This is a genomic window from Acinetobacter sp. SW-226, assembly GCF_055632855.1.
The window spans coordinates 2,582,658-2,604,263 of record NZ_CM145752.1 but is presented as its reverse complement, the minus strand read 5'-3'; the positions used below and the strand labels follow the sequence as shown (position 1 = coordinate 2,604,263).

At 41.1% G+C, this 21,606-nt stretch carries 19 protein-coding genes; 9 read left to right on the top strand and 10 right to left on the bottom strand.

The window, feature by feature from the left end; translation table 11 throughout:
• Positions 1-235 precede the first annotated feature (235 nt).
• The gene (locus tag ACZ8ZH_RS12435; protein WP_470247742.1) at positions 236-895 is read right to left on the bottom strand and encodes a rhomboid family intramembrane serine protease; all 660 of its coding nucleotides are present in this window, start codon (positions 893-895) and stop codon (positions 236-238) included.
• Positions 896-1,055: 160 nt separating this feature from the next.
• Here ACZ8ZH_RS12435 and nfuA point away from each other — a divergent pair, with 160 nt between their 5' ends.
• Together nfuA and ACZ8ZH_RS12425 are read left to right on the top strand one after the other, a co-directional pair.
• A complete protein-coding gene (nfuA, locus tag ACZ8ZH_RS12430; RefSeq protein ID WP_004981041.1) occupies positions 1,056-1,694 on the top strand; it encodes a Fe-S biogenesis protein NfuA in 639 nt (212 codons plus the stop codon).
• A gap of 174 nt (positions 1,695-1,868) precedes the next feature.
• A complete protein-coding gene (locus tag ACZ8ZH_RS12425; protein ID WP_119063542.1) occupies positions 1,869-4,073 on the top strand; it encodes a FepA family TonB-dependent siderophore receptor in 2,205 nt (734 codons plus the stop codon).
• Between the two features lie 36 nt (positions 4,074-4,109).
• Here the strand turns inward: ACZ8ZH_RS12425 and ACZ8ZH_RS12420 are convergent, their stop codons facing one another.
• On the bottom strand, positions 4,110-5,111 hold the full coding sequence (locus ACZ8ZH_RS12420; protein ID WP_119063541.1) for a hypothetical protein: 1,002 nt from the start codon (positions 5,109-5,111) through the stop codon (positions 4,110-4,112).
• A gap of 15 nt (positions 5,112-5,126) precedes the next feature.
• Positions 5,127-6,164 carry an alpha/beta fold hydrolase gene (locus ACZ8ZH_RS12415; RefSeq protein ID WP_470247741.1) on the bottom strand — a complete coding sequence of 346 codons (1,038 nt, stop codon included), beginning with the start codon at positions 6,162-6,164 and terminating at the stop codon, positions 5,127-5,129.
• A gap of 304 nt (positions 6,165-6,468) precedes the next feature.
• Here ACZ8ZH_RS12415 and ACZ8ZH_RS12410 point away from each other — a divergent pair, with 304 nt between their 5' ends.
• Positions 6,469-7,083 carry a carbonic anhydrase gene (locus ACZ8ZH_RS12410; RefSeq protein ID WP_086208466.1) on the top strand — a complete coding sequence of 205 codons (615 nt, stop codon included), beginning with the start codon at positions 6,469-6,471 and terminating at the stop codon, positions 7,081-7,083.
• 30 nt (positions 7,084-7,113) lie between these two features.
• On the opposite strand, the gene ACZ8ZH_RS12405 is transcribed toward ACZ8ZH_RS12410, so the two are convergent.
• Entirely contained in the window at positions 7,114-7,755 is a 642-nt protein-coding gene (locus ACZ8ZH_RS12405; protein ID WP_119063539.1) for an arylesterase, read from the bottom strand.
• 11 nt (positions 7,756-7,766) lie between these two features.
• On the opposite strand from ACZ8ZH_RS12405, the gene ACZ8ZH_RS12400 reads away from it, so the two are divergent.
• Positions 7,767-8,495 (top strand): ABC transporter ATP-binding protein, encoded by a 729-nt coding sequence (locus tag ACZ8ZH_RS12400; protein WP_086208464.1) that lies wholly within the window; start codon positions 7,767-7,769, stop codon positions 8,493-8,495.
• Position 8,496: 1 nt separating this feature from the next.
• On the top strand, positions 8,497-10,986 hold the full coding sequence (locus ACZ8ZH_RS12395; RefSeq protein ID WP_119063538.1) for an ABC transporter permease: 2,490 nt from the start codon (positions 8,497-8,499) through the stop codon (positions 10,984-10,986).
• A 30-nt stretch (positions 10,987-11,016) separates the two neighbouring features.
• On the opposite strand, the gene ACZ8ZH_RS12390 is transcribed toward ACZ8ZH_RS12395, so the two are convergent.
• Entirely contained in the window at positions 11,017-11,832 is an 816-nt protein-coding gene (locus tag ACZ8ZH_RS12390) for a rhomboid family intramembrane serine protease (RefSeq protein WP_119063537.1), read from the bottom strand.
• 76 nt (positions 11,833-11,908) lie between these two features.
• Here ACZ8ZH_RS12390 and mtgA point away from each other — a divergent pair, with 76 nt between their 5' ends.
• Positions 11,909-12,583, top strand: a complete 675-nt coding sequence (gene mtgA / locus ACZ8ZH_RS12385) for a monofunctional biosynthetic peptidoglycan transglycosylase (protein ID WP_086208461.1) — start codon at positions 11,909-11,911, stop codon at positions 12,581-12,583.
• 109 nt (positions 12,584-12,692) lie between these two features.
• On the top strand, positions 12,693-14,777 hold the full coding sequence (ppk1, locus tag ACZ8ZH_RS12380; protein ID WP_119063585.1) for a polyphosphate kinase 1: 2,085 nt from the start codon (positions 12,693-12,695) through the stop codon (positions 14,775-14,777).
• Positions 14,778-14,865: 88 nt separating this feature from the next.
• On the opposite strand, the gene oxyR is transcribed toward ppk1, so the two are convergent.
• The 4 genes from oxyR to rubA form a co-directional block, all read right to left on the bottom strand.
• Positions 14,866-15,771, bottom strand: coding sequence for a LysR family transcriptional regulator OxyR (gene oxyR, locus ACZ8ZH_RS12375; RefSeq protein ID WP_110975111.1), 906 nt, complete (start codon positions 15,769-15,771; stop codon positions 14,866-14,868).
• A gap of 13 nt (positions 15,772-15,784) precedes the next feature.
• Positions 15,785-16,723: an esterase EstB gene (estB, locus tag ACZ8ZH_RS12370; protein ID WP_086208459.1), complete on the bottom strand. Its 939-nt coding sequence runs from the start codon at positions 16,721-16,723 to the stop codon at positions 15,785-15,787.
• A 57-nt stretch (positions 16,724-16,780) separates the two neighbouring features.
• Positions 16,781-17,959 carry an NAD(P)/FAD-dependent oxidoreductase gene (locus tag ACZ8ZH_RS12365; protein WP_119063536.1) on the bottom strand — a complete coding sequence of 393 codons (1,179 nt, stop codon included), beginning with the start codon at positions 17,957-17,959 and terminating at the stop codon, positions 16,781-16,783.
• Positions 17,960-18,027: 68 nt separating this feature from the next.
• Complete coding sequence (gene rubA, locus ACZ8ZH_RS12360; RefSeq protein WP_004694381.1) at positions 18,028-18,192, bottom strand: rubredoxin RubA; 165 nt, start codon at positions 18,190-18,192, stop codon at positions 18,028-18,030.
• Between the two features lie 512 nt (positions 18,193-18,704).
• On the opposite strand from rubA, the gene ACZ8ZH_RS12355 reads away from it, so the two are divergent.
• Positions 18,705-19,247, top strand: a complete 543-nt coding sequence (locus tag ACZ8ZH_RS12355) for an adenine phosphoribosyltransferase (protein WP_086208457.1) — start codon at positions 18,705-18,707, stop codon at positions 19,245-19,247.
• Between the two features lie 35 nt (positions 19,248-19,282).
• On the opposite strand, the gene ACZ8ZH_RS12350 is transcribed toward ACZ8ZH_RS12355, so the two are convergent.
• Entirely contained in the window at positions 19,283-19,789 is a 507-nt protein-coding gene (locus ACZ8ZH_RS12350; RefSeq protein WP_086208456.1) for a YqiA/YcfP family alpha/beta fold hydrolase, read from the bottom strand.
• A 275-nt stretch (positions 19,790-20,064) separates the two neighbouring features.
• Here ACZ8ZH_RS12350 and lysS point away from each other — a divergent pair, with 275 nt between their 5' ends.
• Positions 20,065-21,591: a lysine--tRNA ligase gene (gene lysS, locus ACZ8ZH_RS12345; RefSeq protein ID WP_086208455.1), complete on the top strand. Its 1,527-nt coding sequence runs from the start codon at positions 20,065-20,067 to the stop codon at positions 21,589-21,591.
• Positions 21,592-21,606 lie beyond the last annotated feature (15 nt).

Genomic DNA, 21,606 nt, shown 5'->3' with positions numbered 1-21,606 from the left:
GCTGGGTTACAATGGGCAAAAATCGTCATGACCAGATGGATAATCAAAATGATCAGGGCTGTAGACGATATGCCTTTCAAATGTTTGTATAGCACAGCCGATTAAAGTAAGGAACATCATCAATGTGATAAAGATAGATATGATTTTTATTGCAATCTCTCTCTTTCATGATTGTCCTGATTCTTATCTTAAAAGCATGGTCCGCCTGTGCTACGAAAATGTTATTGGATTTGTGTTATCGCCTGATCCAAGGTATATGTAGCCTGTCAACCCAGTTTCTAAATGGGAGCTGAGTCAATTTGCTTAGGAAATGCGGAATTAAACGTGGTTCTAAAATGACAGTCATAATTACGCCATAAGCTGCACCCCAGAGGTGAGCGCTATGATTGATGTTGGAGTTGCCTTTCTTGCCAGACCAGATGCTATAAGCCACATAGAGCACAGCAAAAATAATCGCGGGTACAGGAATAAAAAACACAAAAATCAGCTTCCAAGGCTCAAACAATACATAAGCGAATAGTACCGCAGAGACTGCACCAGAGGCGCCAAGGCTTGCCCAGCGCACATCATTTTTATGTTTTAAATAACTTGGTAAAATGGCGAAAATTAAACCACCCAAATAAAATAAAACGAAGCCTAAGTCATAGAAATATTGGCGGTAAAAACTTTCAATAATGCTACCAAAGAAAAACAGCGTGAACATGTTGAACAAAAGGTGCATACCATCGGCATGAATGAAGCCATGGGTAATGAAACGATCGTATTGTCCACGTTGCATTGCAGGTGGCCAAAAAATCAAGCGGTTCATGACATTCTGGTTTGAAAATGCCACCATAGAAATAATGACAGTAATAATAATGATTGTAACTGTATGATTAAAAGGTAAATGCAACATTTCTGAGATGTTCTACAAATGAATAACTTGTAGCCATAATGCCATTAAATTGATTGAAAAGATGAACTTTCACAATAAATCCGACAATTTTGGTTGATTTTTTTTCATTACCCCGCATCTTCAGTTAAAATAGCAGCTTCAGCTTGAGGAAATGATTGTTATGTCGACTGAGAACAGCAGCACTGCAGTTGCAGAGGAAATTCCAAACTTATTGATTACTCCAACTGCACAAGAGTATTTACGTGATTTATTAGAAAAACAAAATACACCTGGTATTGCTGTACGTGTATTTGTTGAAAATCCGGGTACACCACGTGCTGAATGTTGTATGGCATATAGCGCGCCTGAAGAAGTGATCCCAACTGATTATCGTCAAGATTATCCAGACTTTCCTGCATATATCGACACACCGTCTATTCCATATTTGTTGGATGCGGTGATTGATTACAATAAAGACCGTTTTGGTGGGCAATTGACATTCCGCGCACCGAATTCGAAAGTGCCACGTGTAGGTCCTGATGCATCAATTGAAGAGCGTATTACTTACATTCTTCAGTCTGAAATTAACCCAGGTCTAGCTGGTCATGGCGGTAACTGTGCATTGGTTGAAGTTGTTGAAGATGAAGAGCATGGTTTAACGGCTGTATTGAAATTTGGTGGTGGTTGCCAAGGTTGCTCAGCGATTGATGTCACCTTGAAACAAGGTGTTGAAACGACTCTGCAACAACACATTCCTGAGTTACGTCGTGTTATTGACCAGACGGATCATACGCAGGCAGAAGGCGCGTACTTCAAATAATTTTTAAACCATTTTACCAAATAACCTCCTTAAATTAGGGGGTTATATTTTATCTAAAGGTAAAATATAACTGAGAATAATTATCAATATTTATTGCAATATGTTTATCATTTGTTAAGATACCCTACGAAATTTACACAATCTCTCCTTCTTTTGTATTTGGGTGTATGCGTTATGGGTAAAAATCTGACGAGATCAACTTTGGCTTTGGCTGTTGTAGGGGCAATGAGTTCATTTGCGATGGCGAATGAATCGCTGACTACAGGGGCAGAAAAAGATACAACACAATTACAAACGATTGTATTAACGGCTGAGGAACAGGTTAAGCAGTCTCTAGGCGCATCTATTATTACGGATAAAGATTTAGAAAAATTACCTGTTGTAAATGATATTTCTGAATATGTACGTCGGATGCCTGGCGTAAATTTAACAGGCAATAGTGCAACGGGACAACGTGGTAATAACCGCCAAATTGATATTCGCGGTATGGGGCCAGAAAATACCTTGATTTTGGTTGATGGTAAGCCTGTGAATTCGAGAAATTCTGTGCGTTATGGCTGGAGAGGGGAACGTGATACCCGCGGTGACTCAAACTGGGTGCCTGCAGATGCGATTGAATCTATTGAAGTATTGCGTGGTCCAGCGGCTGCTCGTTATGGCTCAGGTGCCATGGGTGGTGTTGTTAATATTAAAACTAAAAAAGTCACAAACGAAGTTCATGGTTCGGTTGAGGTATTTACTAACCAACCTGAGAACTCAAAAGAAGGTTCGAGCCATCGAGAAAGTTTTAACTTGAGTGGTCCAATTATTAAGGACGTATTGTCTTATCGTTTATATGGAAATTATAACAAGACAGATGCGGATGCTGCAGATATCAACCCACTGACAGAAAGTGGTAGTCGTGCAGCAGGTCGAGAAGGCGTTGAGAATAAAGATATCTCAGGGCGTTTAGCTTGGCAGATTAATGATCAACAGAGCTTGACTCTTGACACTTCATTTGGTCGTCAAGGGAATGAATATACAGGTGATATTCAAAACAGTAATGCAGATGCAACCAATCCAGATTCTAGCTTTAGCAACATTGCGTACGTCAATGGATTGTTAGGTAAAGAAACTAATACGATGTACCGGGACAGTTATGCTTTAACCCATGAAGGAAAATGGGCATGGGGTGATACAAAATTATTGGCTCAATTTGATAAAACTAAAAATAAGCGTATTCCTGAGTCACTAGCTGGTGGGCCAGAAGGAAGTCCAAATTCATTTGATAAAAAAACGTCGGTGCTAGATACCACACGTTTTAATGCTGAAACCAATATTCCATTGGATATATTTCTTCCTCAAGCACTCACCTTGGGCGCAGAGTGGGTTGAAGATAAGTTTAGCGATGCAACCAGTACAGTACAAGCAGATGCCTCTGGTTTGGTCCAGTTGCCATCTGATCGTACTCACATGAAATCACGAATTGCTTCTGCATACATTGAAGATAACTTTAAAGTAACTGATACAACAGATTTGGTCTTGGGAGTTCGTTTTGATGATCATAGTAAGTCTGGGTCAAACTGGAGTCCAAGTTTAAACATTACCCAAAAACTTGGAGATTACTTCACTTTAAAAGGTGGTATAGCAAGAGCATATAAAGCGCCAAATATGTATCAAAATGCAGAAGGCTACTTACTCTTTACACGTGGGAACGGTTGTCCTGACACCACAGCAACGGCTTCGGGAAGTTGCTATTTAGTTGGAAATGCAGACTTAAAACCTGAGACTTCTATTAACAAGGAAGTGGGTATCCAGTTTGAAAAAGATATTGTGAATGCAAGCTTAACGTGGTTCCGTAATGATTATAAAAACAAAATCACATCAGGTGACGAAGTTGTTGGAACGACAACCGTAGGTTCAACAACATATCATTTATTAGAGTGGACCAATATTCCAAAGGCTTTAATTCAAGGTCTAGAAGGAAGTGTTAGCTTAGATTTTGGTAATATTAATTGGACAAACAACTTTACTTATATGATGGATTCAGTGAATAAAACCACTGGAAATCCTTTGTCAGTTGTACCTAATTACACGATTAATTCGATTTTCAACTATGATATTACAGATCAATTTGATGTGAATTTCGTTTATACCCAATATGGTCGCCAAAAACCACGTCAATTTGCTGAAACGCGTAATACAACGATGAACACGAAAAGTGTGCCAAGCTATGGTATCGCAGGGATTAATGTTGGATACAAATTTACAGATCAATTTAGCGGTCGTTTAGGTGTGAGTAATTTATTTGATGAGCAACTTGTTCGTAATAATGACTTGAACCAAACCTACAACGAACCAGGTCGAGCTTATTATGCGAGCTTGAAGTATGCATTCTAAATTATGAAAGAAAAAAGCCGCATAATGCGGCTTTTTTTATCGTTTTAGAATCGCTTGTGCTTGGTCAGAATAATAAAACTGTTCTAAATAATAACGTGCTCGATCACGCAAGTAATGTGATTGGATGAGCTCTTGAATAATAGGATTCAATAAATCTTGAAGTTCATTTTGAATTAAAGCTTCGTCGATATTTAAGTCACGTAGGAGTAAATCAAAAGGACGTTCTTGGTTGCGAATGTACCAAGCATAAACACCATCATGTACCTGTTGCTGCAGATAGTTAGTTTGACGTATATGTTCCCAAATTTCGTGACCCATAGCGACGGTTTGAGGCAAGTCTTGCACTTCTACATAATTTTTTAAAACTGATAAAGGCATGTCTTTGATTTTATGCCAAAGATTGGCTTGAAAATGATACAGCTTTTCATCATTAAAGTTTTGATTTAACACTTGTTCGCTCATTTGACTGAGTTTTAAGATGTTCTTTTGCAAATAATGACCGATGGTGTCATTTAGGTTTGAGTCCGTGACGGTTTCAAGTACCGACTTGCCCATTTTCATAAAACTAGAGACACCCGGCACACGTTTGGTCATGACGGAATTGTTTAAATAGTCTTGAATTGAGTGCTGAATGAGCTGAGTAATCATGGCTGAAAAAGCTGGGTTATTTACCATAGTTTTAATCAGGCGTTGACGATGCCCACTTTTACTCGCGACATACTGCGCAATTTTGTCGATGGTGAGTACTGGAATCACATCGGCAATTTTTGTTGATTCATTGATGGGGTGAATCAAAGCAAATTTGATGTGCTCTGCAATTTGTGAAATCAGATGTTCTGTTGCAGGTGTGGCTAGGATTTGTTTTTGCAACAGCGCATTGATATCTTCAAAGCTCCACAGTTGCTGCAAAGTTTGTTTTCTAAACCAGTGATAAAAGAGGGTGAATTCATTTTGTACGGTACTTGCTTGCGAAAACTCATGATCTAAAAAATTAAGATGAGCTTCAATGAGCTGCTCAATCATCGGGTGTTTCTGCATACGTACTCAACAAAATTAATTTAGTGGAATCAGTTTATCAGCCAATGGGTTTTTTAACTTTTGGGTTTTTGCAAGAAAAGGTAGGTAGTGCTGTGCAACGGCCTGTTCTGCTTCCAAAAGTGGCATATGACCAACATTGTTAAGGATGACAGGAGCTTCAGCACGTTTCAATAAGGATTTAAGTTCATTCGCCACTTCGACATTGATAATTTTGTCCTGCTTACCCCACAAAATGAGGGTGGGCGCTTCAATGTTACGGGTCACTCGGGCAAAAGAGTCGGTCGTATAAATGCGGTTTAAGGTCACCAATTGATCAATGACTTTGCTGTTTTTCTCAGCTTGAGTAATTAACTGTTTTTCTTGGGCGCGTTTTAAATAATAGGGCATTTTGATTGGGGTTTGCATGACACGTTGCATCACATCATCTAAATCGCCCGGTTTACTCACAATCAAGTGCTTTAAATATTGCGGGTCTTTGGCATAGTTGGTGTTAGCATTTTTATAAATCCCTGCACTGTTCAATAAAAATAAACTTTGCGTGTCAAAAGGATATTGCGCCGCATATAGCGTTGCAATTGAACCACCGATGGAATGTCCTGCAACATTCAGCTTATCTTGTATATGAATGGCTTCAACAAAACGGCGTAAGCGCTCAGTGACATTCGGCATAGAAATATCAAAATCATCTGGGACTTTGGTATCGCCGTTGGTTGGAAGGTCGGGAATAACTACATGATAATAAGGCGTGAGAAACTGTGCTACACGATTCCAATTGTCCCGATTTCCAGCAAAACCATGAATTAGTAAAATCGTTGGTTTATCGGCTGCTCCGCCTTCATTATATGCCCAAACAATATCATCGACTTTAAGGGTTTTTGATTTTAAGCCAGCAGTAACACGCTCTTGAACAAGATAGCTTTGTAAACTGAGTTTGTCTTTGATGATGGTATTTTCCACCGCATGACTGGCGAAAGAAAAAGACAATGCCCACGTCAGTATGCTGACTTTTAAACAGTATTTTAAGAGGGGGTTGAGCGCATCATCATGGTTCATCCTTAAACGGAGATGAATGAAAAAACTGACCAAATAAGATAAAAATGCTCTGATTTTGAATAGTTTTTATTTTTATTTAAGGGTCTGTTTGATTCTAATCGCTTTTATGCAAATGTCATTAATTATTTGTTTGAAAGGATATACCGCATTTAGATAAAGTGTGAACTGGATATCTATTCTGCTGAGCTAAAATGCAAATTCAAGAAAAATTAAAAAAATATGCAGCTATGTTTTTTGCAAGTGACAATCAATTTCTCTAAGATTAAACTATTGCGACTTAACAACAATCGGGTGGGAAAAAGGAATGCTAACAGCTCAAGAAGCTTTAAGCCGTCTTAAACAGGGTAACCAACGTTTTGTAGCGGGTGAGACAACCCACCATAAACAACTGTCTCACCATGAACGGGCAGAAATGGCTGAAGATCAAAATCCATTTGCCATTGTACTGGGTTGCTCTGATTCACGCGTACCTGCTGAAATGGTGTTTGACCAAGGTTTGGGTGATCTTTTTGTGATTCGTGTTGCAGGCAACGTGGTTGCACCATCACAAGTTGGCAGCGTGGAGTTTGCCGCCGAACGTTATGACTGTGCGGTAGTTGTGGTACTTGGTCATAGTCACTGCGGTGCGATTCAAGCTACAATTGATACTTTGATGAACCCAGATAGCCCACCTTCTGCAAACCTGATGTCGATTGTAAACCGTGTACGCCCTTCGGTTGAAACTTTGATGCAAACCGAATTGAAACATGACTTATGCAAACTGTCTAAACATGCGGTGCGTTCAAATGTATTTGCCTCTGTAAATCAGTTACGTCATGGTTCAGCTGTGCTTGAGAGTTTGATTGCCAAAGGCAAGTTACAAGTGGTTGGTGCTGAGTATTCACTTGAAAGTGGTGAAGTGGTTTTTTTTGACTTCTGATCAGTGAAGAAGGTCAGATTAAAAGGCGCTTTATAAAGCGCCTTTTATATAGGGATAAGCTAAATTTAATAAAATAGGCTGCGCTTTACCATTTGGATGAACCAAATCTTTTTGCATCAGGCTTTTATTTCCAGCGACACCTTCTAAGAAAAAGGGCAGTAATTTCACTTTGTATTGTTGACTGACCACTTTGTAATTATTTTCAAAAGCCTTGCTATAGGCGGTGCCATAGTTTGGCGGTATTTTCATTCCCAAAACAACCACGGTGGCATGGGCTTTTTGACTCTGTTGGATCAATTGCGCTAAATTTTTTTGAATCATTTGAGGGGGCTGACCACGCAGTCCATCATTCCCGCCAAGCTCAATCACCACCACATTCGGCTTATGCGTTTGCAACAGTTTGGGTAAACGAGCTAAAGCACCACTGGTGGTTTCACCACTCACACTGGCATTGACCACTTTGTGTTGTTTCGGATACTGTTGGTCTAACCGTTTTTGCAGTAAATTTACCCATGCTTGCTGTGGTTCTATGCCATAACCTGCACTAATGCTATCTCCTAAAACCATCACGGTTTTTGCAAAAACCCAAGTGGGGCTCATGCACAGTGCAATCAAAACCAAGTATGAATTTATGCGTTTTTTAAATTTGCGATTTTGCACGAATATTTGCATATAGGGATGTTATGACCCAAGTTCAAAGTAATGTAAACATCATGCCACAAGTGATTATTTCTGCCCAGCAACTGACACAAAAGATTAAACTTCCACAAAAAGAACTCACTATTTTTTCAGATTTGAATCTGAGTATCACAGCAGGTGAACAAGTGGCCATTACAGGACGTTCAGGTTCAGGAAAGTCCACACTGCTTGGTATATTGGCGACTTTGGATCAGGCCAGCAGTGGTGAGTTAAGTGTTTGTGGTGAAAGTATTTCCAAGCTCAATGAAGAGCAGCGCGCAGAAGTTCGCCTAAAGCATATTGGTTTTGTGTTTCAGTCCTTTCAACTTCTACCTCATCTGACCGCGGTTGAAAATGTGATGCTCCCGCTACGGCTTCATCGTTCATTTAACTTTGTCGAAGCTGAACGTCGTGCTTTGAGTTTATTGCAAAAAGTTGGCTTAGAGCGACAAGCCAGCCAAACACCGAAGGTACTTTCGGGTGGGGAGCAGCAGCGGGTTGCGATTGCCCGTGCGCTGATTGCTGAACCAAAAATTATTTTTGCCGATGAACCAACAGGAAATTTGGACAGTCAAACTGCGCGAGAAATTGAGCAACTATTGTTTCAATTGAACCGTGAGTTGGGTACGACCCTGATTTTAGTAACGCATGATCATACGCTTGCGGAGCAGTGCCAACGGCATTTTGAATTACTCGATGGACAGTTGATCGAACATCCTCGAACGGGAGGATAAAATGAATTCTTTATTTCAACCCTTACTGAAGCAAAGTTTTAAAAGTAGTGGTGTGTATTTATTGATTATTGCGTTGATTCTCGCGATCAGCGCCACGACTGCACTAAAGTTTAGTAATGAACAAATTCAAAACGCCGTAGCGTTGCAAGCCGCTGAGATGTTAGCAGGGGATTTGGTTCTAACGGACAGCGAAAAGCTCGATCCGAAATGGAAAGCACAAGCGACAGCTCTTGATTTAAAACAATCCGAAGTCACTGTCTTTAGTTCGATGGCATATACCAATGATCAGTTTGTTATGGTCAATGTCAAAGCGATTGATCAAGCTTTTCCTCTACGTGGAGAGCTACGCATTCAGCCAATTGCGAAGCACATTGCCTCGGGTGAAGTGTGGTTGAGCCGGCGTGCTATGGATTTGCTACAAGTCAAATTGGGTGATCAACTCAATATTGCAGATGGTGTGTTTAAGATTACAGGCTTGATTGAGCATGACTCTAATCAGGAGTTAGGTTTTTCCGGTTTCTCGCCAACGGTGATTATTTCACAAGCGGATATTGCCAAGACCAATGCCATACAAGTCGGTAGTCGCATTGAATATCGTTTACTGATGGCAGGTGCAATACAAGATACCCAGCAGTTTGAAGCAAATTTTAAGCAGCAAAATGTAGCGTCTGAAGAGGTCAGTGCGACAACTCAAAGTCCTAATGCGGAAGAACCACAAAACAGCTTACGCTTACGCAATGCCAGTGAGGGCAATACCCGTTTAATGAAACCGATTGAAAATTTGGACACATTTTTGCAGTTGGCGAATATCTTAACTATTTTACTGTGTGGAATTGCGATTGCTTTGACCAGTCAGCATTTTGTGCAACAAAACCAAGATCACATTGCGTTATTACGTTGTATGGGGGCTGCGAAGTCACAAATTCTTTGGGCTTACCTCTGCTTGTTGGGTGTGGTGTTTTTGCTTGCCATGCTGGTCGGGAGTGCCGTGGGTGTCGGGCTGGGGTATGGCTTATTACAGTTGATGTTACAACTGATACCACACTTAAGTATTGCGTTTTCAGCGTGGGATATGCTGCTCGGGCCGATTCCGATTGCCATGTTGACCAGTGCCGTAGTACTACTGGGTTTTGTCTTACCTAGTTTTTGGGAACTGTTGAATACTCCACCGATCCGTGTCATTCGCAGTCAAGAAAAATCAGTTTCGTCTATGTTTTGGATGTTACTTGCAGGCACGGCAAGTCTGGTATTATTTAGTATTGTTCTGACTGAAAACATGGTACTGACAGCCATGGTGATTGGGGCAATTATTATTCTATGTGCAGTATTATACGTTGTGGTCTGGCTGAGTTTGAAGTTCCTGCGCGGCTTGAAAAATGCGGTTTCTGCCTATGTCCGCACGCCTTACCAAACTGCGTTTCAGATTACTGCTTTGGCTTTGGGGCTCAGTTTAATTACGGTCTTAGCCGTGCTACGCACCGATTTGTTAGAGCGCTGGCAACAGCAAATTCCTGTAGGAACGCCGAATCAGTTTGTATATGGTTTACCGCCTTTTGACATGCCTGAGTTAAAAGCGAAAATTGAACAAAACCATTGGGACAGTACGCCGCTCTATCCAAATATTCGGGGCAGGCTGATTGCCAAAAATGGACAGCCTTTTGCTACGGATTTGGTCAAGCAAAATAATTCCTTACGTCGCGAGTTAAATTTAACCCAAGCAGACAGTTATCCTAAAGACAATGTAATTGTCTCTGGAGTATCAAAACTGACAGCAAAAGGACAAGTTTCGGTAGAAGCCAATACCGCAACAGAGCTTGGGATAAAAGTGGGGGATCAACTGACCTTTAGCTTACCAGAGGGTGTGATTCATGCCAAAGTGGCAAATTTAAGAAGCGTGGAATGGGAAAGTTTTAGCCCAAACTTCTTCTTTATTTTTGCGCCCCAAACTATGGATGAAAATGCGGGCAGTTATTTGGGCAGTTTCTATGTGCCTGCGTCAGACAAAGCGAAATTGGTCAGTATCATTCAACAATTTTCCAATACCGTTTTTATTGATGTCAGTTTAATTTTAGATGAAATTAAGCGCATCGTGACGGTACTGGTACAGATTGTCACGATCCTTGCAGTTTTAGTGAGCATTTCGGGCATTTTGGTTTTAATTGCTTGCCTGAACTTACTTATGGATGAGCGTAAACGTGAAGTCGCATTGTTGCGCTCATTTGGGGGTTCCAAGCAAAAACTTAAAACTATGCTTAGCTTAGAAATTGGCTTTATTGGTTTTATGGCGGGTGTAGTTTCTTGTTTGTTTGCTGAAGCGATAAGTGCGGTCGCATGTTATCGCATGGGCTTAGCCATACAGCCACACTGGGAAATCTGGCTCATTTTACCGCTCTTTATGACTGTACTTTGTACATTGATTGGGCGTTATCGCTTGAGTTATCTCAGTGATATTCCACCCTTACAAAGTTTGAGAGAGATCCATCAATCGTGATTGATCTCTTAATGCGTGAAGAGTTGAATCTTAGAAATTGAGCTGTTGACGCATCATCATTAATACTTCAGACCATAGGGGCTGAATGTGGGTTACCAGGTTTTGGCAGTGTAAGTAAAACCAATACGAGCCGCAGGCCGCCAAAACAAGGCTTAGTGGCATAATCCAACGCTGTTGAGTTTTTTGGGAGAGATACCAAAGTGCCGCCAAAACAGCACCCATCAACATGCCGCCAATATGTGCGGCATTGTTAATCCCTGAAATCATAAAGCCCATGACTAAGTTGATTCCCATCACGATTAGTAAAGTCTTTTTATCTAAAATAAAACGTTGCTGTGGGAGCATCGGCAGTAGGGATAGAACCGTCAGTGCTGAACCTAGTCCCATGACCGCACCTGAAGCCCCTGCACCTACTCGTGGTAACAACTCTGGATTTGCTACGCCAATACGGAGCAGTTCATAACTGTCTTGAATGGCGAGATAGCCACTGAGCAAGCTCCCCATGAGACCAGCAAGGACATATAGTGCAAGAAAATAGACACGTCCAAACATTTGCTCCAGCACACTACCAAAAATATACAGTGCCCACATGTTCAACATCAGGTGAACCAAACCAAAATGAAAGAACATACTGCTCAATAAGCGTATCGGTTCAGCCAAGAAAGTGAGCGGTGCATAGTCTGCTCCCCAGCGGATGGCATCAGCCGTGCTTGGATTACTGACATCCATGCCATGTAGGACTTGCCAAAAAAACAATCCAACATTGATGGTAATAATGAGGGCGGTAATCCACCATAAATGTACGTCGAATTTTGTTTTGATTTGAGGAGGTGTAAGCTCGGTCATGCTATTCTTGCTAAAATTTTGCTATATTGCCCAAGCTTAGCATGAATAAAAATGATTTTTGGAGTAAGCCACTGGCATGAAAGTTTTTATTGTTCGTAGTTTGTTAGTCGTTATCAGCTTCGTGCTTTTGGTACAGTTGTGGATTTTTGCAAGCCTCGCGTGGTGGCGTTACAAGCCAGTGGAAACCACGATGTTTATGCGGATTGATTATTGGTCTGAGCCGTCTAAACCGATTCAACACGAATGGCGTGATTATGATGAGATCAGTGAATACATGAAAAAGGCCATTGTTGCGGCTGAAGATGGCAAATTTATGCAACATCATGGTTTTGACTGGGACGGGATTCAAGCAGCGCTCGAACGTAATAATGACACGGGCAAGGTAGTTGCAGGTGGTTCAACTATTTCGCAGCAGTTGGCAAAAAACTTATTTTTATATAACAAACGTTCATTCATTCGTAAAGGTCAAGAAGCTGTTGCAACTTGGATGATGGAGCGGATGTGGAGTAAAGAACGCATCTTAGAGGTATATCTGAACTCGGTAGAGTTTGGCGATAATATTTATGGCATTGAAGCGGCAACCCAACATTACTTTGGTAAAAGCTCCCGTAGTCTAAGTCGTGAGCAAGCAGTCTTTTTAGCGGCCATTTTACCTAATCCGAAATATTACCAAGATCATCAAAATGACCGTAAGTTACAAAACCGCGAGCGCATGATCCGAAAGTACATGCGTTATAGCGATATCCCATAATTACTTTGTTGTGAAAAAGCCCAAATTAATGGGCTTTTTTTATGAAATTGTCACAAAATTGAAGCATACTTATCATGATAAAACGCATTCAAATAATCAAAGGTTAGCTATGAATACGGCAGCAAGCACATCTCCTACATTACAACCTGAATATGCATATAACGACCGCTATATTAACCGTGAGTTATCAATATTAGATTTCCATTTACGGGTTTTGGAACAAGCTGTAGACCCTTTACATCCGCTTTTAGAACGGATGAATTTTTTACTGATTTTTTCACGCAATTTAGATGAGTTCTTTGAAATTCGTGTTGCAGGGGTTTTAGAGCAACTGAGTTTAGGCAATGAAAGCCGTAGCCCTGATGGTTTAACCCCTCGTCAAGTACTCGACCAAATTTCGCAGACTGCACATGCAGCGATAGAACGTCAGTACCGCATTCTGAATGAAGAAATTTTGCCAAAACTGCGTGAAGAAGATATTTGCTTCCTACGCCGTGGGGAATTGACGCCTGCACAGTCGTCATGGGTGAAAAAATATTTTCAGGAACAGGTCGCACCTGTTTTAACTCCGATTAGCTTAGACCCTGCGCACCCGTTCCCGCGTTTAGTTAATAAAAGCCTCAACTTTATTGTGACTTTGGAAGGGAAAGATGCATTTGGTCGTCAGATTGATTTGGCCGTTGTTCCTGCTCCACGTTCATTGCCACGTGTGGTGCGTTTACCTGATGAACTCACAGGTGGAAAAGAACACCATGTGATGCTTTCAGCGATTATTCATGAGCATGTATCTGATTTGTTCCCAGGTATGACTGCGACAGGCTGTTATCAGTTCCGTGTAACACGGAATGCCGACTTGGCACTCAATGAAGATGTGGAAGACTTAGCCAAGGCACTGAAAGGCGAGTTGAGCTCACGTCGTTTTGGTCGTGCAGTACGTCTAGAAGTGACACAAAACTGTCCAGCGCATATTTATAACTACTTGCTTGATGAATTTGATTTACATGAGGAGCAGTTATACAAAGTTGAAGGGCCTGTAAATTTAGCACGTCTATTGTCCAATTTTAAACGTCCGCATCTACGTTATGATGCGCATATTCCAGTTATTCCTAAAGTATTGAAAAAGTCGGAAAGTATGTTTTCTGCCATGCAGAAACAGGACATTTTACTACATCATCCGTTTGAGTCTTTCGCACCTGTGATTAACTTATTGCGTGAGGCGGCTCGTGATCCACAAGTGTTGGCGATTAAACAAACCCTCTACCGCAGTGGTGCAGACTCTGAAATTGTACAAGTCCTCGCAGAAGCGGCGCGTAATGGGAAAGAAGTTACCGCAGTGATTGAGCTGCGTGCGCGTTTTGATGAAGAGTCAAATATTGAAGTGGCGAATGTGTTACAAGAAGCGGGTGCAGTAGTTGTTTACGGCATTGTGGGCTATAAAACCCATGCCAAAATGATTCTTGTGGTACGCCGTGAAAATAATAAACTTGTTCGTTATGTGCACTTGGGAACGGGTAACTACCATGCGGGTAATGCGCGAATTTATACCGATTATGGCTTGCTCACCACCGATAAAGAGTTGTGTGAAGATGTACACCGTATTTTCCAAGAGTTAACAGGTATGGGGAAAATGGCGAAGCTGAAAAAGCTACTTCATGCACCTTTTACGCTGCATGCTCAACTGATCAACTTTATTGATGATGAAATTGCCAATGCCAAAGCAGGCAAGAAAGCACAAATTATTGTGAAAGTGAATGCGCTGACCGAGGTGCAACTGATCAATAAACTGTATGAGGCATCGCAGGCAGGTGTGCAAATTGATCTCATTATTCGTTCTATTTGCTGTCTACGTCCAGGTTTGCCAGGGCTTTCAGAAAATATTCGTGTACGTTCAATCGTGGGACGTTTCCTAGAACATACGCGCGTTTTCTACTTTAGTAATAATGGCGATGCGCGTATTTATGGGTCGAGTGCCGACTGGATGGATCGAAATTTGTTTAATCGTGTTGAGGCATGTTTCCCAATTGAAGATCCTGCTTTGAAAAAACGTATTTATCAGCAGGGTTTGTTAACTTATTTACAAGATAACCAACAAGCGTGGTTATTACAGGGTGACGGAACATGGATACGTGCGACGCTTGCGGAGGGTGAAACCGAGCATAATGCACAGCGTTATTTGCTGGATGTGATTAAATAATTTTAGGGATTGTGCCTGAATCTGCAAAAGATTCAGGCACAAAAAAAAGGAGTCATGTTTGACTCCTTTTTTATGCACTAAAATAAGGTTAGTGTAGATCTTGAGTAATTTTTTGCAGGATTTGTAATAACACATCAAATTCGCTTTGTAACGGGGTGCTTTTACGTGTTACCAAAGCCAAAGTACGGCTTGGTGCGGCTTCAATTTGCTTAACCAGCAAGTCTGGATTGGCTTTGATCATATTGGTACGTACTGCAATTTCTGGCAATAAAGTAAAACCAAGATCAGCCGATACCATTTCAACCAATGTCGGTAAAGAGCTTGCTTTTAAGCGATGGTCATTTTTACGTTCACCAATCGGGCAGGCGCTGAGCGTATGATCGCGCAGACAATGACCTTCTTCCAGTAACATTAAACGCGATAAATCTAAGTCATCTAAATTGTTTGCTTGGCTACTTGGAATATCCGCTTTATTACACACTAAGAATAGGCTTTCTTTTGCAACTTCAGCAACTTTGAGGCCACGTGTATCAAAAGGTAGAGCCAAAACGATCATGTCTAAATTGCCATGTTCGAGTTTTTCTACAATTTTCTCACTTTGTGCTTCGTGCAAATGTAATTGAATTTTAGGCAGTTGCTTATGCACTTCATCTAACAATTGCGCCAAAATAAACGGAGCAATGGTTGGAATAACACCTAAATGTAAATCACCAGTGAGCGGCTCGCTCATTTCTCGGCTTAAACGCATCAGGTCTTGAGCATCTGCGAGTAGAACACGAGCACGTGCAACAACCTGCTCACCTAGGGGCGTTAAGCGCACATTTTGACGATCACGCTCTACAAGTACGCCACCGAGTAGGCGTTCAAGCTCCATAATCCCACCCGACAAAGTCGATTGGGTTACAAATGAACGGCGTGCAGCTTCAGTAAAATGCAGCGTTTCTGACAGTGTAACGAGATATGACAGCTGTCTTAAGGATGGTAATGCAGCCATAGTGTCCTAATGATTATGATTTAAAATGTTGTGCAAATAATTCGCTAAGATTTGGAATGAAGTGCGGTGGGATATCATGCCCCATTCCATCAATTAATTCAAATTTAGCACCCACAATTGCCTTTGCAACGGCTTTTCCGTGGCTAGGCGGAAGTAAACGATCCCGAGAACCATGCACTACAAGGGTTGGTTGTTGGATCTGTTTGTCCAGTTGCAATAAAGAACCTGTACATAATATTGCTAAAAACTGTTGAAGTACACCCGCTGGGTAATAACTTCGACGATATAATTTGCGAGATGTCTGAATTGCTTCTATTTGGTTGTGATAACCAGGTGAGCCTATGATCTTAAACACTTTTAAAGAGTGGCTGACAATTCCTTCTTCATCGGTTGATTCAGGTCTGCCGATGAGACTAAAGAGTTGTTTTGGGAAAGGCGGAGGAAGTAGAGGTTGATTGTTGCTGGTGAACATCAGCCCCAGTTTTTTTACTTTTTGCGGATGACGTGCTGCAAGAATTTGCCCAATCATACCGCCCATGGATGCACCAATCACATAACTTTCATCCAAACCTAAACGGTCTAGAAGCAAAGAAACATCATCTGCCATGTCGTATAAGTCATAGGGTGCACCACGGTTATCTAAACCTAAAGCAAAACGTCCCATCAGTTTAAGTGTGTTTAAACGTGGCCCTTGATGTTTAATTTTTGAAGATAAACCGATATCACGGTTGTCAAAGCGAATAATACGAAAACCTTGGTCAATCAGTGATTTACAAAAAAAGTCAGGCCAAAATAGCAGTTGCGCTCCCAAACCCATAATTAAAACAATGGTGGGATGATGATCTTCACCACCGATTTCAACATGGAGTTCAATGCCATTACCTAAGTCGACTTTGGTTTCGCGCATGAAGGAGGTATAGGGGGAAAGATTATATTGGAGTGCGCTATTCATTGTTGTCATCCTCACATAAAGGACATTTATTGTTATAAATGTCCTTTTATTTAAACCTTAAACCTGTGCAGGAATCAAGTCTGGAACCAGTTTTGTCAATGCTAAACGTTGTTTTCCAGCCGTCGCACCCAGTAGTACGAATCCACGAAGTGTACCTTGACTATCTAGGGCTTTGGCAATCATGCCATCGTCTAACTCTTCTGTTTCCCAGTTTACGTCAACACCAATTGGTGCAGGTAAAACGGTCAATGGTGCAGCAGGGGTTTTCACTGCAACAGGCATAGCAGGGTAATGTACGGCAGTTTTTTCACCATTTAAGGTTTTTGCAAGTGCGCGAGCTTGCTGCATGATCGGCATAACATAAGGCAGTAGCAACCCGTTCACTTCTGCACAGTCACCTACGGCATAAATATGAGGTTGATTCGTTTCAAGTTGTGCGTTGGTTAAGATTCCGCGACTGGTTTGGATATCGGCATTCTTTGCAAGGGAAATGCTCGGTTGTAAGCCAATAGCAGATAGCACGACATCTGCCACTAAAGACTGACCGCTGGCTAAAGTTACAACATAGTCGCCATTTTCAATTTTAGACACTTTTTCAACTGTGGTGCCAAGGACAAAATGTATACCCGTTGCTTCAAGGTTTTCCTTAAACGCACTGGAAACATGTGCGGGTAAGAGACGTCCCAATGGTTGATTGGCTAAGTCAATTACTGTGGTTTGATGACCAGTATGTTGTAAGTCGTTGGCAAATTCACAACCAATCAGACCTGCACCTAAAATCACGACACGCTTATCTGCACGCTTTTCAAGTTCAGCCCTGAAAGTTTTGTAGTCATCTAAGTTATTGACTACTTGAATATCTTCACTGCCATCACCGGCAATCGCAAGGCGAATTGGATTTGCACCTACCGCTAAAACCAATTGTGAGTAGGGCTGTGTAGATTCCATACCATCTTTAATTAAGGTCAACTGTTGTTGTTCTGCATGGATTTCTTTGACCCAAGTGTGTGTAGCAATTTGCATTTTGAGCTGAGCTGCCATTTTCTCAGCATCGCCCAAAGCAATTTGTTCAGGTGCTTTATTCGCCACAAAGGCATTGGATAAGGTTGGCTTGGCATAGTTAGTCGCATCATCTGCACAGAGCATGAGCAGTTCTTGTTCAGGGTTGAGCTTACGAAATTCACGCGCTACAGCATAGCCTGCCATACCTGAGCCAATGATGACGATGGGATGCATAGGGTTCTCCAGAGATTATTTTAAGGACGTAAAAAAAGACCATGCTGCATGGTCTTTAACATTAGAAATTAGATTTCAACCATTTCAAAATCAATTTTTGACACACCACAATCTGGGCAAGTCCAATCGTCTGGGATATCGTCCCATTTGGTACCTGCCACGATGCCATCTTGCGGCCAACCTTCTGCTTCGTCATAAATCCATCCACAAACGATGCATTGATACTTCTTCATTTGACTCTCCAAAACGCTGAACAAGAAAGGGTTCAGCAAAATAATCCATTAAGCAAAATGCTATTGATCTGACTTTAGTAGCATACTCATGTAATCTAAATTTTTACGCAGTTCTATTACGAATGTAAAGTAAATATCGGAGTTTAATGATTGAATGTTTGAGCTAAAAGCGACGCTAAGGACAAAACGTATCATTTAAAACCAGATTGTATTTTGAGCGTATGCAGAATATAGACATGAAAATTGCTTAAATGAGGGTATTCGCTTAAGTTTTTATCTCAGTAAAATTCATGCCTTAGACTAAAGTCGGGCTGCATATCTTTCTTTAAATTGCTATTTTATGATTAGATAAATCTATACCTAATATTTAATAAATAAATGATGTAATTAAAAACAATGACTTATAAAACTTTACTAAGTTTCTGTATTGGAATGTCGGGAGTTTTTGGCTGTTTTTCTGCAAGATTTGCTGTAAAATTCATCTATTCTTTTTCAAATTTCATTGATCTCCTATGAGCAACTTGTCTACAACGCTGTGGTCTCACATCCGTACGGTCCAAGATTTCCCAAAACCAGGTATTTGTTTCTTCGATTTAACGCCATTATTCATGAGTAATCTTGAGCCACTTACAGATGCACTGATTGCAAGTATTCCTGCGGAGAAGTTGGCTGAGGTAGACAGTTTTGTTGCTGTAGAAGCGCGTGGTTTTGTACTTGCAAGTTTGCTTGCGCAACGGTTGGGTAAAGGTTTGTTGTTAGTACGCAAGGCGGGTAAACTGCCGCCACCAGTTGTAGGCGTTGGCTACAGTTTGGAGTATGGTTTAGATCGCTTAGAAATGGCAGCGAATATAGCATCACAAAAAGTGATAATTGTAGATGATGTTCTAGCAACAGGCGGGACATTAAAAGCAGTGAAGCAGTTGGTGAAAAAATGCCATCATGAAGTATTGGGTGCAAGTATTTTTCTGGATTTACCAGATTTACATGCTGACTTAGGTTTAGAAATTTGGTCTGTACTAGATGACAAATCTAAGCCAGAATCTGTAGCAGCATAATTGCGTTAAAAAAGCCTTGGATGATCCAAGGCTTTTTATTTATACAAATATTGTTGTTCTAGATGTTCAATCAATTGATTGATATTTTCAGGTTTCAGTAATCGGTGGTGTCCACCTTCAACGGCTTGTATCAGCATATAATTTTCTAATATTTCCTGTGCTGCATACATATCAATCAGCTCATCGCCGAGCTCCAAGTAGGCGACTTGGGGAACGTTGTGGTCTAGGTCTGTATCATTAATACTTGGATAATCATCACGGAAATCTGGTGCTAAACGAGGATTGGCAATTACACATGGAATTTGATGTGTCAGTGACATTTTCAACGCCCAATATGCCCCAATGCAATGCCCTACAATAATTTCAGGTTTTATTTTCTCAATAATATCGTCATAAAAACTGGCTACAGTAGAAAAGTTCAGATAGCGATAATCAATGTCGATACAAAACTTTTGTTTTGCATCAATCGCATGGAATTTGGTGGACTCACGGGAAGAGTCTAATCCATGCAAAAACAAAATTTTAGATTCGCATCTGCTCATATATTGTCATTCAATCAAAAATTAAATTATTTTATTGGTGGCGAAAAGTTTACTTTTCCACGATTTATAACATTCATTGTAGAGTGATTCATATTGAAAGGAAGTTAGCTTTTGGTCTAAGAAAAAAGCTGAGTATATCGACAGTTAGTTCTTAGGTTTGAAATCAACAGAACAAAGACTTTTTTATATATCGCTTGGTTTTAGATGATGCTCATTCGTCCAGAATTCTGCTATGCTATGCAACTTCCGTTTTTTAATACATATACGAGGCAGAGATGACGCAACAAAACGCTCAATCGACTTCTGAACAAGCCATTTCCGAAAACGATTTAATTGCACAGCGTCATGCCAAGTTAAAGCAGATTGAAGATCAAGCCAAACAAACGGGCACTAGCCCATGGCCAAACACGTTTAAACGTGAACATTATGCGCAAGACTTACAAGATCAATTTGCAGACAAAAGCAAAGAAGAGATTGAAGCAGCCGAGCATGTTTATGTGTCTGTAGCGGGTCGTGTGATGTTGAACCGCGGTTCATTCATCGTGATCCAAGATATGACAGGTCGTATCCAGTTATACGTGGCGCGTAAAGAGTTAGCACCTGAAACTTTAGAAACCATTAAGAGCCTAGATCTTGGCGATATTATCGCGGTGAAAGGTTATATCGGTCGTTCAGGTAAAGGTGACCTTTATGTGCATATCGAACATTTTGAGCTTTTAACCAAGTCACTTCGTCCACTTCCAGATAAATTCCATGGTCTAAACGACACTGAAGTCAAATATCGTAAGCGTTATCTTGACCTGATTGTGAACGAAGAAACACGTAAGACTTTTGAAATCCGTGCCAAAGTGGTTTCAGGCATTCGTGCGTTCTTAACTGAACAGCGCTTCATGGAAGTAGAAACACCGATGATGCATGTGATTCCGGGTGGAGCGTCAGCGCGTCCATTTGAAACACATCACAATGCTTTGGATATGCCACTTTTCTTACGTATTGCACCTGAGCTTTACTTAAAACGTTTGGTGGTCGGTGGTTTTGAGCGTGTGTTTGAAATTAACCGTAACTTCCGTAACGAAGGTGTCTCGACACGTCATAACCCAGAATTCACTATGATTGAATTCTATCAAGCTTATGCAGATTATAAGGACTTGATGGAACTGACTGAAAATATGCTTGAACGCTTAGCGCTCGACATTTTGGGTTCAACCGATGTGCCTTATGGTGAAGAAGTGTATAGCTTCAAAGGTCCATTCAAGAAAATTTCGATGTTTGATGCCATTCTTGCGCACAACCCACAGTTCACGCCTGATAATGTCAATGACCGTGAATTCTTAGCAAAATTTGTGCAGGAAGAACTGAAAGAGCAGGTGAAACCAGGTTTTGGTTTGGGCAAACTGCAAACTATCGTATTTGAAGAAACTGTTGAAACTCAGTTACGCCAGCCGACTTTCATTACAGAATATCCTGCTGAAACTTCGCCATTGGCACGTCGTAATGATCACAACCCACACATTACGGACCGTTTTGAGTTCTTTATTGGTGGTCGTGAACTTGCCAATGGTTTCTCAGAGTTGAATGACCCGATTGACCAAGCTGAACGTTTCCAAGCACAGGTTTCAGAAAAAGATGCGGGTGATGATGAAGCAATGCACTATGATGCAGACTTTGTTGAGGCGCTTGAGTACGGCTTACCTCCAACAGCAGGTGAGGGTATTGGTATTGACCGTTTGGTGATGCTATTTGCTAATGCCGCGAGTATTCGTGATGTGATTTTGTTCCCACACATGCGTCATAAAAATTAAGTTTACTGAGACACA

What these genes read in the sequence shown, in the direction of transcription:
- ACZ8ZH_RS12435 (WP_470247742.1), bottom strand. Translation starts at nt 895, where the DNA reads ATGTTGCATTTACCTTTTAATCATACAGTTACAATCATTATTATTACT.
- nfuA (WP_004981041.1), top strand. Translation starts at nt 1,056, where the DNA reads ATGTCGACTGAGAACAGCAGCACTGCAGTTGCAGAGGAAATTCCAAAC.
- ACZ8ZH_RS12425 (WP_119063542.1), top strand. Translation starts at nt 1,869, where the DNA reads ATGGGTAAAAATCTGACGAGATCAACTTTGGCTTTGGCTGTTGTAGGG.
- ACZ8ZH_RS12420 (WP_119063541.1), bottom strand. Translation starts at nt 5,111, where the DNA reads ATGCAGAAACACCCGATGATTGAGCAGCTCATTGAAGCTCATCTTAAT.
- ACZ8ZH_RS12415 (WP_470247741.1), bottom strand. Translation starts at nt 6,164, where the DNA reads ATGAACCATGATGATGCGCTCAACCCCCTCTTAAAATACTGTTTAAAA.
- ACZ8ZH_RS12410 (WP_086208466.1), top strand. Translation starts at nt 6,469, where the DNA reads ATGCTAACAGCTCAAGAAGCTTTAAGCCGTCTTAAACAGGGTAACCAA.
- ACZ8ZH_RS12405 (WP_119063539.1), bottom strand. Translation starts at nt 7,755, where the DNA reads ATGCAAATATTCGTGCAAAATCGCAAATTTAAAAAACGCATAAATTCA.
- ACZ8ZH_RS12400 (WP_086208464.1), top strand. Translation starts at nt 7,767, where the DNA reads ATGACCCAAGTTCAAAGTAATGTAAACATCATGCCACAAGTGATTATT.
- ACZ8ZH_RS12395 (WP_119063538.1), top strand. Translation starts at nt 8,497, where the DNA reads ATGAATTCTTTATTTCAACCCTTACTGAAGCAAAGTTTTAAAAGTAGT.
- ACZ8ZH_RS12390 (WP_119063537.1), bottom strand. Translation starts at nt 11,832, where the DNA reads ATGACCGAGCTTACACCTCCTCAAATCAAAACAAAATTCGACGTACAT.
- mtgA (WP_086208461.1), top strand. Translation starts at nt 11,909, where the DNA reads ATGAAAGTTTTTATTGTTCGTAGTTTGTTAGTCGTTATCAGCTTCGTG.
- ppk1 (WP_119063585.1), top strand. Translation starts at nt 12,693, where the DNA reads ATGAATACGGCAGCAAGCACATCTCCTACATTACAACCTGAATATGCA.
- oxyR (WP_110975111.1), bottom strand. Translation starts at nt 15,771, where the DNA reads ATGGCTGCATTACCATCCTTAAGACAGCTGTCATATCTCGTTACACTG.
- estB (WP_086208459.1), bottom strand. Translation starts at nt 16,723, where the DNA reads ATGAATAGCGCACTCCAATATAATCTTTCCCCCTATACCTCCTTCATG.
- ACZ8ZH_RS12365 (WP_119063536.1), bottom strand. Translation starts at nt 17,959, where the DNA reads ATGCATCCCATCGTCATCATTGGCTCAGGTATGGCAGGCTATGCTGTA.
- rubA (WP_004694381.1), bottom strand. Translation starts at nt 18,192, where the DNA reads ATGAAGAAGTATCAATGCATCGTTTGTGGATGGATTTATGACGAAGCA.
- ACZ8ZH_RS12355 (WP_086208457.1), top strand. Translation starts at nt 18,705, where the DNA reads ATGAGCAACTTGTCTACAACGCTGTGGTCTCACATCCGTACGGTCCAA.
- ACZ8ZH_RS12350 (WP_086208456.1), bottom strand. Translation starts at nt 19,789, where the DNA reads ATGAGCAGATGCGAATCTAAAATTTTGTTTTTGCATGGATTAGACTCT.
- lysS (WP_086208455.1), top strand. Translation starts at nt 20,065, where the DNA reads ATGACGCAACAAAACGCTCAATCGACTTCTGAACAAGCCATTTCCGAA.